This window comes from Pseudomonas antarctica, assembly GCF_900624995.1.
GTDB lineage: Bacteria > Pseudomonadota > Gammaproteobacteria > Pseudomonadales > Pseudomonadaceae > Aquipseudomonas > Aquipseudomonas antarctica.
Window position 1 is genome coordinate 1 of record NZ_UYXQ01000038.1, and the last position, 14,806, is coordinate 14,806.

General features: G+C 61.3%; 12 protein-coding genes. 11 read left to right on the plus strand and 1 reads right to left on the minus strand.

Going from position 1 to position 14,806, the window contains the following annotated elements; translation table 11 throughout:
- The 3 genes from E0F99_RS17950 to E0F99_RS17960 all read left to right on the plus strand — a co-directional run.
- A partial coding sequence (locus E0F99_RS17950; protein ID WP_130908846.1) for a potassium transporter Kup occupies positions 1-1,743 on the plus strand: 1,743 nt, incomplete at its 5' end.
- A gap of 126 nt (positions 1,744-1,869) precedes the next feature.
- Entirely contained in the window at positions 1,870-2,976 is a 1,107-nt protein-coding gene (locus E0F99_RS17955) for an NADH:flavin oxidoreductase/NADH oxidase (RefSeq protein ID WP_083359860.1), read from the plus strand.
- A 300-nt stretch (positions 2,977-3,276) separates the two neighbouring features.
- Entirely contained in the window at positions 3,277-3,462 is a 186-nt protein-coding gene (locus tag E0F99_RS17960) for a hypothetical protein (RefSeq protein ID WP_083359859.1), read from the plus strand.
- Positions 3,463-3,519: 57 nt separating this feature from the next.
- Here the strand turns inward: E0F99_RS17960 and E0F99_RS17965 are convergent, their stop codons facing one another.
- A complete protein-coding gene (locus tag E0F99_RS17965; protein ID WP_083359858.1) occupies positions 3,520-5,145 on the minus strand; it encodes a glucan biosynthesis protein D in 1,626 nt (541 codons plus the stop codon).
- Positions 5,146-5,448: 303 nt separating this feature from the next.
- On the opposite strand from E0F99_RS17965, the gene E0F99_RS17970 reads away from it, so the two are divergent.
- The 8 genes from E0F99_RS17970 to E0F99_RS18005 all read left to right on the plus strand — a co-directional run bounded on the left by E0F99_RS17970 (position 5,449) and on the right by E0F99_RS18005 (position 14,722).
- Positions 5,449-6,159 (plus strand): tellurite resistance TerB family protein, encoded by a 711-nt coding sequence (locus E0F99_RS17970; RefSeq protein ID WP_083359857.1) that lies wholly within the window; start codon positions 5,449-5,451, stop codon positions 6,157-6,159.
- A gap of 150 nt (positions 6,160-6,309) precedes the next feature.
- Positions 6,310-7,932, plus strand: coding sequence for a methyl-accepting chemotaxis protein (locus tag E0F99_RS17975; RefSeq protein ID WP_083359856.1), 1,623 nt, complete (start codon positions 6,310-6,312; stop codon positions 7,930-7,932).
- The gene (locus tag E0F99_RS17980; protein WP_083359855.1) at positions 7,932-8,444 is read left to right on the plus strand and encodes a chemotaxis protein CheW; all 513 of its coding nucleotides are present in this window, start codon (positions 7,932-7,934) and stop codon (positions 8,442-8,444) included. Before E0F99_RS17975 ends, E0F99_RS17980 begins: the two co-directional genes overlap by 1 nt.
- Complete coding sequence (locus E0F99_RS17985; RefSeq protein ID WP_083359854.1) at positions 8,441-9,700, plus strand: CheR family methyltransferase; 1,260 nt, start codon at positions 8,441-8,443, stop codon at positions 9,698-9,700. The genes E0F99_RS17980 and E0F99_RS17985 overlap by 4 nt, the downstream gene beginning before the upstream one ends.
- Positions 9,697-10,398 carry a chemotaxis protein CheW gene (locus E0F99_RS17990; RefSeq protein WP_083359853.1) on the plus strand — a complete coding sequence of 234 codons (702 nt, stop codon included), beginning with the start codon at positions 9,697-9,699 and terminating at the stop codon, positions 10,396-10,398. Before E0F99_RS17985 ends, E0F99_RS17990 begins: the two co-directional genes overlap by 4 nt.
- On the plus strand, positions 10,395-12,662 hold the full coding sequence (locus E0F99_RS17995; RefSeq protein WP_083359852.1) for a hybrid sensor histidine kinase/response regulator: 2,268 nt from the start codon (positions 10,395-10,397) through the stop codon (positions 12,660-12,662). The genes E0F99_RS17990 and E0F99_RS17995 overlap by 4 nt, the downstream gene beginning before the upstream one ends.
- A complete protein-coding gene (cheB, locus tag E0F99_RS18000; protein WP_083359851.1) occupies positions 12,659-13,669 on the plus strand; it encodes a chemotaxis response regulator protein-glutamate methylesterase in 1,011 nt (336 codons plus the stop codon). Before E0F99_RS17995 ends, cheB begins: the two co-directional genes overlap by 4 nt.
- 51 nt (positions 13,670-13,720) lie before the next feature.
- The gene (locus tag E0F99_RS18005) at positions 13,721-14,722 is read left to right on the plus strand and encodes a diguanylate cyclase (RefSeq protein ID WP_083359850.1); all 1,002 of its coding nucleotides are present in this window, start codon (positions 13,721-13,723) and stop codon (positions 14,720-14,722) included.
- Positions 14,723-14,806 lie beyond the last annotated feature (84 nt).

Consider the following 14,806-nt stretch of genomic DNA (forward strand, 5'->3'; position numbering starts at 1 on the left):
AAACAATGCGGGTTGTTAGGTAGTTTGGCACTGATTTTCTGGTCGCTGGTGTGGGTGGTGTCGATCAAGTACGTGCTGTTTATCTTGCGCGCAGACAACCAGGGCGAGGGCGGCATCATGGCCCTGACGGCGCTGGCGCGACGGGCGGCGGCGCCGTACCCCAAGTTGCGTTCGGTGCTGGTGATCCTCGGCTTGATCGGTGCGGCACTGTTCTACGGCGACAGCATGATCACCCCGGCGATCTCGGTATTGTCGGCGGTCGAAGGTCTGGAACTGGCGTTTGATGGCCTGGAGCGTTGGGTGGTGCCGCTGTCGTTGGTGGTGCTGGTGGGCCTGTTCCTGATCCAGAAACACGGCACCGACCGCATCGGCAAGCTGTTCGGGCCGGTGATGGTGGTGTGGTTCCTGGTGTTGGGCGGCCTCGGTGTGCACGGCATTTTGCAACATCCCGAGGTGCTCAACGCGCTGAACCCCGTGTGGGGCGTGCGTTTTTTTGTGTCCCATCCGGGCATGGGCGTGGCAATCCTCGGCGCCGTGGTGCTGGCCTTGACCGGTGCTGAAGCGCTGTACGCCGACATGGGTCACTTCGGTCGCAAGCCGATCGCCCGTGCATGGTTCGCCCTGGTGCTGCCGGCGCTGGTGCTCAACTACTTCGGCCAGGGCGCCTTGCTGCTGGAAAACCCCGAAGCGGCGCGTAACCCGTTCTACTTGCTGGCGCCGGAGTGGGCGTTGATCCCGCTGGTGGCACTGTCGACCCTGGCCACCGTCATTGCCTCCCAGGCGGTAATTTCCGGCGCGTTCTCCTTGACCCGCCAGGCGATCCAATTGGGTTACATCCCGCGCATGCATATCCAGCACACCTCCAGTGCCGAACAAGGCCAGATTTATATCGGTGCGGTGAACTGGTCGCTGATGGTCGGTGTGATCCTGCTGGTGTTGGGCTTCGAATCTTCGAACGCCTTGGCCTCGGCCTACGGCGTGGCTGTGACCGGCACCATGCTGATCACCAGCATCCTGGTGTCAGCGGTGATGTTGTTGCTGTGGAAATGGCCACCGGTGCTGGCGATTCCGGTGTTGATCGGCTTCTTGTTGGTCGATGGCCTGTTCTTCGCCGCCAACGTGCCGAAAATCGTGCAGGGCGGTGCCTTCCCAGTGTTAGCGGGGATTGTGCTGTTTGTGCTGATGACCACCTGGAAGCGCGGCAAAGAACTGTTAATGGACCGCCTCGACGAGGGCGGGCTGCCCTTGCCGATCTTTATCAGCAGCATCCGCGTGCAGCCGCCGCATCGCGTGCAGGGCACCGCCGTGTTCCTCACCGCGCGCCCAGACGCCGTGCCCCACGCGCTGTTGCACAACTTGCTGCATAACCAGGTGTTGCATGAACAGGTGGTGATGCTGACGGTGGTCTACGAAGATATTCCGCGCGTGCCCGCCTCACGGCGCTTTGAGGTGGACGCCTATGGGGAAGGCTTCTTCCGGGTGATCCTGCATTTCGGCTTTACCGACGAGCCGGACGTGCCCGAGGCGCTGAAGCTGTGCCATTTGGAAGACTTGGATTTCAGCCCGATGCGCACCACCTACTTCCTCAGCCGCGAAACGGTGATCGCCTCACGCATCAAGGGCATGGCCCGTTGGCGTGAAAGCTTGTTTGCCTTCATGTTGAAGAATGCCAACGGCAACCTGCGCTTCTTCAAGCTCCCGGTAAACCGGGTGATCGAGCTGGGCACCCAGGTCGAAATGTAAGCCGCTGCCACACGGGAGCCGGCAATCGGCTCCCGCTTTCCTTCTGAACCCTGTGCAATCCACTGTTGTCGACTAGGCTCTAAGCACTGTTTGAAGAGTGCCCACAGAACCCAGAAGAGGTGCGCCATGAGTCAGCTGCTCGAACCCTACACCCTCCGTCAATTGACCCTGCTCAACCGGATTGCCGTCTCGCCGATGTGCCAGTACTCATCCGACGATGGCCTGGCCAATGACTGGCACTTGGTACACCTTGGCAGCCGTGCCGTGGGCGGCGCCGGGCTGATTTTCACCGAAGCCACCGCTGTGACCGCCGATGGTCGCATCACCGCCCAGGACCTGGGCCTGTGGGACGACGCACAAATCGAACCGCTGCAACGCATCACGCGTTTTATTGCCGCCCAGGGCGCGGTGGCAGGTATTCAGTTGGCGCATGCCGGGCGCAAGGCCAGCACCCATCGGCCGTGGATCGGCAAGCACGGCAGCGTTAAGCCGGAAGACGGCGGCTGGGTGCCGGTGGGGCCGTCGCCGATTGCCTTCGATCCCAATCACACGCAGCCCACGCCATTGGACGAGGCGCAAATCCAGCAGGTGATCGCCGACTTTGTCGCGGCTGCCAAACGCGCGCTGACCGCCGGTTTTGAAGTGGTGGAAATCCACGCTGCCCACGGTTACCTGCTGCATCAATTCCTGTCGCCCATCAGCAACCAGCGCCAGGACCACTACGGTGGCTCGTTTGAAAACCGTATTCGCCTGGTGCTCGAAGTGACCAAAGCTGTGCGTGAAGTATGGCCCCAGGAGCTGCCGCTGTTCGTGCGGGTATCGGCCACCGATTGGGTGGAAGACGGCTGGAACCCGGATGAAACCGTGGAACTGGCGCGACGCCTGAAAGACCTTGGCGTGGACTTGATCGACGTGTCCTCGGGTGGCACCGCCGCCAACGCCGAAATTCCCACTGGCCCCGGTTACCAGACGCGTTTCGCCGAACGTGTGCGCAAGGAGTCGGGCATCGCCACCGGTACGGTCGGCATGATTACCGAGCCAGCCCAGGCCGAGCACATCCTGCGTACTTGTCAGGCCGATATCATCTTCCTGGCCCGTGAGCTGTTGCGTGACCCTTACTGGCCGCTGCATGCCGATGATGACTTGGGCGGGCGCAAGGCGATCTGGCCGGCGCAGTATCAGCGGGCCACCCACCGCGATCAGCCGATCCATGAGTCTGATCTGAGGGATTGATCCCACACCTGCCCGCCAAAACCCACCCTGACCCGGTGGGTTTTTTCGTGGTTGTTTTTACGGCATTCGCCTCAGTCGGCGGCAGTGTGGGACGGCGCTGTAGGTCTTTGTTACCGAAGCGATTTATTTAAGTTAATACTCTAAAAAAATCCCACGCGGGAGCAGATTGTTTCTACGCTTAGGGTAAGTCTGATTTCTGGCCCAGGGAGTCAGTCGGTTCAGTCCGCAAACGCCTTGCGCGTCACGGAAGGCAGGTAATGGGCGCCAGGAGTCATAGATCGATATCAGGAGAAGCAGTCCATGGCCAAGTCCTATGGTGTTGCGGGTGCGGTGGTGCGTTTTCTGACCCGCAAGATGTCTCTGCGTGGCCGAAGGTTGAGCTCCGATGAGGTGCAATTGCTGGAGCAGTATCGCGCGCTGACCGAGAACGATCAGGTGGCGATGCTGTACTTGATTGGGGCGATGAAAAGCGTGTCGCGGTTCTGAGCCACCGCTGAGTAATGTGGGAGGCGGCTTGCTCCCTCCCACATTTTGCACTCTGTGTCAGGTGTATTTGCGCTGGTCCGGCGCCGGCGGGAAGTACTGGTACAGCCAGGTTTCACTCAAGGTACGGTCCTGGGTCCGTATAAACAGCCGCAGTTCCACGGGCTCCACGCTGTCGCTGGTTGGGTACCAATCGAACAGAATGCGATAGCCCTTGATGTTGTCGAGCACCAGCACGCTGAAGTCTTTCACTTCTCCGTGGGAACAGGTCACCACGGGCTCGATCCCGGTGCCGGCTGGCAGGCGATCCAGGCCGCCGCCCTTGAAGTCCACGGCAAAGCGACGCGCCCACACTTCGGGATAGTGCTCGCCCGGTGCCCAACCTTCGGTAAAGCCGCCCATGCCGGAACGGGTGGCGTCGACTTGCGCCAGTGGTGTGCTCACCGGTGGTAGCGCGCTCCAGTACAGCTTGTAGCCGTAGTTGAGCGAATCGCCGGCGGCCACGGGTTTTTTCGGGGTCCAGAAGGCCACGATATTGTCCAGAGTTTCGCCGGTGGTGGGGATCTCCAGCAGGTCGATCGAGCCTTCGCCCCACGCCGTCGTCGGTTCCACCCATAGGCTTGGGCGCTTGCTGTACCAGTCCACGGTGTCCTGGTAGCTGGCGAACTCGTGGTCGGTCTGCACCAGGCCGAAGCCTTTCGGGTCGGTGTCGGCGAACGCGTTGAACTGCAGCTTGGCCGGGTTGTTCAGCGGGCGGCAGATCCACTCGCCGTTGCCGCGCCACATCGCCAGGCGATCCGAGTCGTGGATTTGCGGGTGGATCGTGTCGCACATACGGCGCTCATGGGTGCCGCAGCTGAACATGCTGGTCATCGGCGCGATGCCCAGTTGTTCGATGCGGGTGCGCGCATTGATATTCGCGTCGATGGCCATCACCACTTGGTTGGCCTGGCAGTCGATGTCGAAGCGGTAGGCGCCGGTGGCGCTCGGCGAGTCGAGCAGGGCGTAGACCACAAAACGCGTGGCGTCCTTGGCCGGGGTTTCGAACCAGAACTGTGTGAAGTCGGGGAATTCTTCGCGGTTTTTCGCGTAGGTATCAATCGCCAGGCCGCGTGCGGAAAGGCCGTACTGGCCGGTTGCGTCCACCGCGCGGAAGTAGCTGGCGCCGAGGAAGGACAGCACATCATGGCGATCCAGTTCCGGTGCCTTGAACAGCTTGAAACCGGAGAACCCCAAGTCGCCGGTCAGTTGCTGAGTGTCCACTGTGGTCTTTTCATAGTTGAACAGCGAAGGGCGGAAATGCACCTCGCGTGCTTCGCGGGTCTTGGGGTCGACGCTGTGCATGCGCACCGGCGTCTTGAACCCCATGCCGACGTGGAAGAATTGCACGTCGAGCTGGCCGTTTAATTCCTTCCACAACGAATGGTTGCCGTCGTAGCCGATGGCGTTGAAATTCTGCGGCGTCATGGTCGCCAAGGTCGGCGGCAGCCGCTGTTTGGTGTCTTTATACGCGGTCCCAGCGAGCTGTTTGGCTTGAGACTTGAGCGCTTCAAAATCAAACGCCACGGCCTTGCCATCGGCGGTACGGTTACCTGCCCAGGCCTGCGCGGCCAGCAGGCCACTGGCGGATAAACCGGTGTAAGCCGCAATGGCCATGGACGCTTTGAGCAAATTCCTGCGGTGCATAGAGACAACCTGTCGTGAGCAAATCCCGCGCCGTTCCTGGCACGTGCTGGATCAGAAATTACGGTTCGGACATGCCTTCGGCCAAACGCAACGGACTATAAACAGACGCCGGATAGCTTAAGCGGTTCGATGAGGAAGGAAAATTGGTTGAGGGCGGGGTGATGGCGTTGCATATGAAACAAGAGGTTTCCGGTATTGGCTGGCGACGTTACAACTCGAAGCACTCTAGATCTGGGGTTTTTGGCACTTAGTTTTACGCTGAGGGCCTATTGGTCCTACGAACCCAGTGTCTGGAGGCTATGTATGAATACCCGTGGATTGCTCGATCAGTTACTCAAGTCTGGCCAGGACATGTTGCAGAAAAAGGCCGGCGACCCGCGCAAACCGAATGATAAAGGCGCCCTCGATGGGCTGCTCGGCGGTGGCGGGCTGGGCAGTTTGCTTGGCGGCGCGGGCGGCGGAGCCTTGGCGGCGGGCGCCATGGGGCTGTTGCTGGGCAATAAAAAAGCGCGCAAGTTTGGCGGCAAGGCCCTGACCTACGGTGGCTTGGCAGCATTGGGCGTGATTGCCTACAAGGCTTACGGCAATTGGCAGGCGCAACAGGCCAATGCACCCCAGGGCGAGCCGCAAACGATCGACCGCTTGCCATCGGCCCAGGTTGAGCAACACAGCCAGGGCATTCTTAAAGCGCTGGTCGCGGCCGCCAAGGCTGACGGGCATGTGGATGAACGCGAACGCGCGCTGATCGAAGGCGAGTTTACCAAGCTGGATAATGACCGCGAGCTGCAAAACTGGCTGCACGCCGAGTTGAATAAACCCCTGGACCCCGCCGATGTGGCGCGCGCAGCCGCCACCCCGGAAATGGCCGCCGAGATGTACGTCGCCAGCGTGATGCTGGTGGACGAGGAAAACTTCATGGAAAAGGCCTATCTGGATGAGTTGGCGCGCCAGCTGAAACTTGATCTCGGTCTAAAGGCCGAGTTGGAAAAGCAGGTGCGCCAAGCCACACTCTGAGTACACACCGTGAACCTCAGGCACTCCGGCCGTTAACCTGGTTCGGGGTGTTTTTGCTGTCTGTGATCGTTACATCAAACCCCATTGATAAAGGAGGGCATCTGCTCAGCTATACTCCCCTCCATTTGAATGGCCCTTCGAGGAATTACTGTGAAGAACTGGACCTTGCGCCAAAGAATTTTGGCGAGCTTTGCGGTAATTATCGCGATCATGCTGCTGATGGTCGTGGTCTCGTATTCGCGTCTGTTGAAGATCGAAGTCAGCGAAACTGCCGTTCGGGACGACGCCGTGCCTGGGGTGTTTTTAAGCTCGATGATTCGCAGTGCTTGGGTCGACAGTTACCTGCAAACCCAGGAATTGGTCGGCGCGCAGAAAAACCAGAGCATCTCAGAGGCCGACAAGCAGGACTACAAAGCCTTCGAAGCGCGCCTTGAACAGCATATGGCCAGCTACGCGGCCACTATCAACATTGGTCAGGATCGCGCCGAATTCGACGCCTTCAAGAAACTTCATCAGACCTACAACAAGATTCTTACTCAGGTCCTGGAAGCCCATCAGGGTAACAACGCTGGCGAGGCGCAAAAGCTGTTCGATGAGCAACTGACGCCCGCCTGGACCGAAGGCCGCATGAAGCTCAATGAAATTATCAATGAGAATAAGCAGGTCGCCGATAACGCCACTGCCGCCATCGACGACGCCGTCTCGGCCGCCAAAATCAGCATGGGCATTTCGCTGCTCCTGGCGATTCTTGCCGCTGGCGTCTGCGGTCTGTTGCTGATGCGCGCGATCATGGCGCCGATGAATCGCATCGTCGAAATCCTTGACACCATGCGCACAGGGGACTTGAGCAAACGCCTGGACCTGGAGCGCAAGGACGAGTTCGGCGCCGTCGAAACCGGCTTCAACGACATGATGACCGAGCTGACCGCGCTGGTGTCCCAAGCCCAGCGTTCGTCGGTACAGGTGACGACCTCGGTCACCGAGATCGCCGCTACTTCCAAGCAGCAACAGGCCACGGCCACCGAAACTGCCGCCACCACTACCGAGATCGGCGCGACGTCCCGCGAGATCGCGGCCACTTCCAAGGATTTGGTCCGTACCATGACCGAAGTCTCCACCGCCGCCGACCAGGCATCGGTCGCCGCCGGCTCCGGTCAGCAAGGCTTGGCGCGTATGGAAGAAACCATGCACTCGGTGATGGGCGCCGCCGACTTGGTCAACGCCAAGCTGGCGATCCTCAATGAGAAGGCCGGCAACATCAACCAAGTGGTGGTGACCATCGTCAAGGTCGCCGACCAGACCAACCTGTTGTCGCTCAATGCGGCGATTGAAGCCGAGAAGGCCGGTGAATACGGGCGCGGCTTTGCCGTGGTCGCCACCGAAGTGCGTCGCCTGGCCGACCAGACGGCCGTTGCGACCTACGACATTGAGCAGATGGTGCGCGAGATCCAGTCAGCAGTGTCGGCGGGTGTAATGGGCATGGACAAGTTCTCCGAAGAAGTGCGTCGCGGCATGTTCGAAGTGCAGCAAGTCGGTGAGCAGTTGTCGCAGATCATCCATCAGGTACAGGCCCTGGCGCCGAGGGTGTTAATGGTCAACGAAGGCATGCAGGCCCAGGCCACCGGCGCCGAGCAGATCAACCACGCGTTGGTGCAACTGGGCGATGCCAGTAGCCAGACCGTGGAGTCCCTGCGCCAGGCCAGCTTTGCCATTGATGAACTGAGCCAGGTTGCGGTCGGTTTGCGCAGCGGCGTGTCGCGTTTTAAAGTCTGATGAGCGACTTTGCGGCTGTACGCGGTGCCGTTCCGGCAGTGCAGAATGCGTTGTTCCTGGTGTTTTACATCGGCGGCGAACGCTTTGCCCTCAAGGCGACTGAAGTCGCCGAGGTACTTGCGCGACTGCCGCTCAAACCCATTGCCCACGCGCCGGTTTGGGTGGCGGGGATTTTTGCCCACCGTGGCGCGCTGGTGCCGGTGATCGACCTGTGTGCGCTGACCTTCGGCACACCGGCCCAGGCGCGTACCAGTACACGGCTGGTGCTGGTCAACTACCAGCCGCAACCGTGGGTTGAAGCGCGCTGGTTGGGGCTGATCCTGGAACACGCCACCGACACCCTGCGCTGCGGCGTCGAGGAATTCCAGCCGTACGGGCTGGACAACCGCGAGGCGCCCTACCTGGGGCGGGTGCGTGAAGATGCCGTGGGGTTGATGCAGTGGATTGGCGTCAACGAGTTGCTTACCGAGCCCGTGCGTGCCTTGCTGTTTTCCACCGAGCTGAGCGTATGAGTAACGACCCGCGCTTTTTTGCCTTCCTCAAGGAGCGCATTGGTCTGGACGTTGCCTCGGTGGGCGAGGCGATCATCGAGCGCGCGGTGCGCCAGCGCAGCCAGGTCACGCAGGCGCAGACGCCGCAGGCTTACTGGCAGCACCTGCAAAGTTCGCAGGATGAGCAGCAAGCGCTGATCGAAGCGGTGATCGTCCCCGAGACCTGGTTTTTCCGTTACCCAGAATCCTTCGCGACCCTGGCCCGTCTGGCCAAGGCACGCCTGGCCGAGATCAAGCAGATGCGTGCGCTGCGTATCCTCAGCCTGCCGTGCTCCACCGGCGAAGAGCCGTATTCGATCGCCATGGCTTTGCTTGATGCCGGGTTGGCGCCGCATCAATTCAAGGTGCTCGGCCTGGATGTCAGCCCATTGTCGGTGGAGCGTGCCCGAGGCGGGGTGTATGGCAAGAATTCGTTTCGCGGCGGCGATATCGACTTCCGTGAGCGGCACTTCACTGAAGAACCGGAGGGTTATCGCATCACTGATAGGGTGCGCGAACAAGTGCGTTTGCAAGTTGGCAACCTGCTTGACCCGGGCCTGCTGGCCAATGAGCCGGCCTACGACTTCGTGTTCTGCCGCAACTTGCTGATCTACTTTGACCAGCCGACCCAAAAGCAAGTCTTTGATGTGCTTAAGGCCTTGACCCATGAAGACGGCGTGCTGTTTATCGGCCCGGCCGAAGGTAGCCTGCTGGGGCGGCATGGCATGCGCTCGATTGGCGTGCCGCAGTCCTTCGCCTTCAGCCGTCACGTCGAGCCGGTCAAGCCTGAACCGGTGTTTGTACCGATGCCTGCGCCCGCACCACAGCGCAGTGCGGCGCCCATTCCGCCCAAACCGCGCCCGTTCAGTACGGTCAGTGCCCACGGGGTGCCGATCAAGGCGCCGCAGACCGACGCGGGCGACTTGCTCAGCCGTATCGCCACGCTGGCCAATGAAGGCAAAAGTGCCGAGGCCCGTGCTGTCTGTGAACAGTATTTGAGTCACCATCCGCCAGCCGCCCAGGTGTTTTACTGGCTGGGGCTACTCAGCGATGTAGCCGGCAGTGCCCTGGAAGCCCAGGGGTATTATCGAAAAGCCTTGTACCTGGAACCGCAGCACCCGCAGGCCTTGATGCACCTGGCCGCGTTGCTCCAATCCCAGGGCGACAGTGCGGGGGCGCGCCGGTTGCAAACGCGGGCCGCGCGTAGCGAGCGAGCTGACAGTGAGTCCAAACGATGAATAGCCTTGATGCGCTCCACACCGCAGGCCGGGACCTGACCCTGGCCGACACCCAAGCCATTGACGACTGCTGGAACCGCATCGGCGTTCATGGCGACAAGTCCTGCCCTTTGTTGGCGGACACTATTCACTGCCGCAACTGCTCGGTGTATTCCGCCGCCGCCACACGTTTGCTCGACCGCTATGCCTTGCAGCAGGACGACCGGCGTCCGCAGGCGGCCACTGAGGTCGACAACGATGTGGTCACCCGCTCGCTGTTGATGTTCCGTCTTGGCGAAGAGTGGCTGGGCATCGCCACCCGTTGCTTGGTGGAAGTGGCGCCGCTGCAACCGATTCATTCGCTGCCGCATCAGCGCTCGCGGGCGCTGCTTGGCGTGGCCAATGTGCGAGGCGCGCTGGTGGCATGCCTGTCGTTGGTGGAGCTGTTAGGGCTGGACGCCACCAGCAACAGCGCCAGCGGCGGGCGCGTCATGCCACGTATGTTGATCATTGCTGCGCAGGACGGCCCGGTGGTAGTGCCGGTCGATGAAGTTGACGGCATTCATGCCATCGATGAGCGCACCTTGACGGCTGCATCGGCTTCCGGCAGCCAGGCCAGTGCGCGCTTCACCCAGGGTGTGTTGCAGTTGAAAGGCCGCAGCCTGCGTTGGCTGGACGAGGCGCAATTGTTGTCTGCAGTGACCCGGAGCCTCACATGACCCCCGACCAGATGCGCGACGCCTCGCTGCTGGAACTCTTCAGCTTGGAAGCCGATGCGCAGACCCAGGTGCTCAGCGCCGGTTTGCTGGCCCTGGAACGCAACCCGACCCAGGCCGACCAGTTGGAGGCCTGCATGCGCGCCGCGCACTCGCTCAAGGGCGCGGCGCGGATTGTGGGGGTGGACGCCGGCGTCAGCGTGGCCCACGTCATGGAGGATTGCCTGGTCAGTGCACAGGAAAGCCGCCTGTACCTGCAACCCGAGCATATCGACGCCTTGCTGCAAGGCACTGACCTGCTGATGCGCATTGCCACGCCGGGCAACGACGTCGGCCCGGCGGATATCCAAGCCTATGTGGCATTGATGGAGCGCCTGCTCGATCCGTCGCAGCCGACGGCTAAAGTCGCGCCACCGCCTGCACCGGCACCGGCGCCCATCATCGAAGAGCTGCCGCCCGAGCCCGAGCCACCGGTCATCCCTTCACCTGCGGGCCAGAACAAACGCATGACCGAAGGCGGCGAACGCGTGCTGCGGGTGACCGCCGAGCGTTTGAACAGCCTGCTCGACTTGTCGAGTAAATCCCTGGTGGAAACCCAGCGGCTCAAGCCTTACTTGGCGAGCATGCAACGCCTCAAGCGCATTCAAAGCAACAGCGCCCGCGCCTTGGATACGTTGGACGGCCACCTCAAGGCGCTGGAGTTGAACCTCGAAGCCCAGGAAGCCCTGGCCGACACGCGCCGCTTGTTGAGCGAAGCCCAGGCGCTGCTGGCGGAAAAAACCGCCGAGCTGGATGAGTTCGGCTGGCAGGCCGGGCAGCGCGCCCAAGTGCTGTACGACACCGCGCTGGCGTGCCGCATGCGCCCGTTTGCCGATGTACTGGCCGGCCAGGTGCGCATGGTCCGCGACCTCGGCCGCAGCCTCGGCAAGCAGGTGCGCCTGGAGATTGAAGGCGAAAAGACCCAGGTCGACCGCGACGTGCTGGAAAAGCTCGAAGCGCCGCTCACGCATTTATTACGTAACGCCGTCGATCACGGTATTGAAACGCCCGAGCAGCGCCTGCTGGCCGGTAAACCCGCCGAAGGTCTGATCCGCCTGCGGGCCTCGCACCAGGCGGGTTTGCTGGTGCTGGAGTTAAGCGATGACGGCAACGGCGTCGACCTGGAACGCTTGCGCGGCACCATCGTTGACCGGCACCTGTCACCGCTGGAAACCGCCCTGCGCTTGAGCGAAGAAGAGCTGCTGACGTTCCTGTTCCTGCCGGGTTTCAGCCTGCGCGACAAAGTCACCGAAGTGTCCGGGCGCGGCGTCGGTCTGGACGCAGTGCAGCATATGGTCCGCCAGTTGCGCGGTGCCGTAGTGTTGGAGCAGACGGCGGGGCAGGGCAGCCGCTTTCACCTCGAGGTGCCGTTGACCCTCTCGGTGGTGCGCAGCCTGGTGGTGGAAGTTGGCGAAGAGGCCTACGCGTTCCCGCTGGCGCACATCGAGCGCATGTGCGACCTGGCGCCCGATGACATCGTGCAACTGGAAGGCCGCCAGCATTTCTGGCACGAAGGTCGCCACGTCGGCTTGGTCGCGGCCAGCCAGTTGTTGCAGCGCCCGGCGGGGCAGAGCAACGACGATACGCTGAAAGTCGTGGTGATTCGCGAGCGTGATGCGATCTACGGCATCGCCGTGGAACGCTTTATCGGCGAGCGCACCTTGGTGGTGTTGCCGCTGGATGATCGCCTGGGCAAGGTCCAGGATATTTCCGCCGGTGCGTTGCTCGACGACGGCTCGGTGGTGTTGATCGTCGACGTTGAAGACATGCTGCGTTCGGTCGACAAGCTGCTCAATACCGGCCGACTGGAGCGCATCGCCCGGCGCAGCCAGCAGGCCACCGAAGCGGCGCGCAAACGCGTGCTGGTGGTGGACGACTCGCTCACCGTGCGTGAACTGCAGCGCAAATTGTTACTTAATCGTGGTTATGAAGTGGCTGTCGCGGTCGATGGCATGGACGGTTGGAACGCGCTGCGTTCTGAGGACTTCGACCTGCTTATCACTGACATTGATATGCCTCGTATGGACGGTATTGAATTGGTCACACTCCTGCGTCGTGATAGTCGCCTGCAATCGTTGCCGGTGATGGTGGTGTCGTACAAGGATCGCGAAGAAGACCGGCGTCGTGGGCTGGACGCCGGCGCCGACTATTATTTAGCTAAAGCCAGTTTCCATGACGACGCGTTGTTGGACGCTGTGATGGAACTGATTGGGGGCGCGCGGGCATGAGGATTGCGATCGTCAATGACATGCCGCTGGCGGTCGAGGCGTTGCGCCGCGCCTTGAGCCTGGAACCTGCGCATCAAGTGGTGTGGGTGGCTAACAATGGCCTGGAAGCCGTGCAGCGCTGCGCCGAACTGACCCCGGACCTGATTCTGATGGACCTGATCATGCCGGTGATGGACGGCGTGGAAGCCACTCGACGGATCATGGCGGAGACGCCGTGCCCGATTGTGATTGTCACCGTGGACCGCCAGGCCAACGTCAGTCGCGTGTTCGAAGCCATGGGCCATGGCGCCCTGGACGTGGTCGATACACCGGCGCTGGGGGTGGGCAATGCCAAGGATGCGGCGGCGCCGTTGCTGCGCAAAATCCTTAATATTGGCTGGCTGGTCGGCCAGCGTGGCAGTCGGGTACGTACCGAGACTGCGCCCCAGCGTGCCACGGGCAAGCGCCAAAGCCTGGTGGTGATTGGCTCGTCGGCAGGCGGCCCGGCCGCCCTGGAAACCCTGCTCAAGGGGCTACCATGGGATTTTCCTGCGGCGATCGTATTGGTCCAGCATGTGGACCAGGTGTTCGCCGCCGGCATGGCCGAGTGGCTGAGCAGTGCGTCCGGCCTACCGGTACGCCTGGCGCGCGAGGGCGAGCCGCCACAAAGTGGCGTGGTTCTGCTGGCCGGCACCAACCACCATATTCGCCTGTTGAAAAATGGCACGCTAGCCTATACCGCAGAGCCTGTGAACGAGATCTACCGGCCTTCTATCGATGTGTTTTTTGAAAGCGTCGCCAGCCATTGGAACGGCGACGCTGTCGGCGTATTGCTGACCGGCATGGGGCGCGACGGTGCCCAGGGGCTCAAATTGCTGCGTGAACAAGGATATTTGACCATCGCCCAGGATCAGCATAGCTCGGCGGTGTATGGCATGCCCAAAGCGGCGGCGGCGATTGATGCTGCTGTTGAAATTCGCCCACTGGACAGGATTGCGCCCCGATTGCTGGAGGTGTTTGAAAAATGATCAAAACCTCTCGCGGTGCCGGCTTGCAGGCAGTAATTCAGGTGACTTCACATGAATGATTTACAGATCGACGACATCAAGACCGACGAAAATGCTGCCATGGTGTTGCTGGTCGACGACCAGGCCATGATCGGCGAAGCCGTACGGCGTGGCCTGGCCCATGAAGAAAATATCGACTTCCATTTCTGCGCCGACCCACATCAGGCCATTGCCCAAGCGATTCGCATCAAACCGACGGTGATCCTGCAAGACTTGGTCATGCCGGGGCTCGACGGCCTGACGCTGGTGCGCGAATACCGCAATCATCCGGCTACGGCGAATATTCCGATCATCGTGCTTTCGACCAAGGAAGACCCTCTGATCAAGAGCGCGGCGTTTTCAGCCGGGGCCAATGATTACCTGGTCAAGCTGCCGGACAACATCGAGCTGGTCGCGCGCATTCGCTATCACTCTCGCTCTTACATGACGCTGTTGCAGCGGGATGCGGCGTATCGTGCGTTGCGGGTCAGCCAGCAGCAACTGCTCGACACCAACCTGGTGCTGCAGCGGTTGATGAACTCCGACGGTCTTACCGGGTTGTCCAACCGCCGCCACTTCGACGAATACCTGGAACTGGAATGGCGCCGTGCCATGCGCGACCAGACCCAACTGTCGTTGCTGATGATCGATGTGGACTTCTTCAAGACCTACAACGATAGTTTTGGCCATGTCGAGGGCGACGAAGCGCTGCGTAAAGTCGCTGCGAGCATCCGCGAAGCCAGCAGTCGTCCTTCGGATTTGCCGGCGCGTTACGGCGGTGAAGAGTTTGCGCTGGTGTTGCCCAATACCTCGCCGGGTGGTGCTCGGCTGGTGGCGGAAAAGCTGCGCCTGGCGGTGGCGGCGCTGAAAATCCCGCATATTGCCCCGGCAGAAGGCGCGTGCCTGACCATCAGCATTGGGTTGTCGACGATGACGCCGCAGCAGAGCAGCGATTGCCGACTACTGATCATGGCGGCGGATAAAGGGTTGTATACGGCTAAGCATAATGGGCGTAATCAGGTGGGTATCGAGTAACCCGCAACGACGCTGATCCCCCTGTGGGAGCGAGCAAGCCCGCTCCCATATTTGGATCTTCATTGTTTCCCAGAGAGCGTAGTG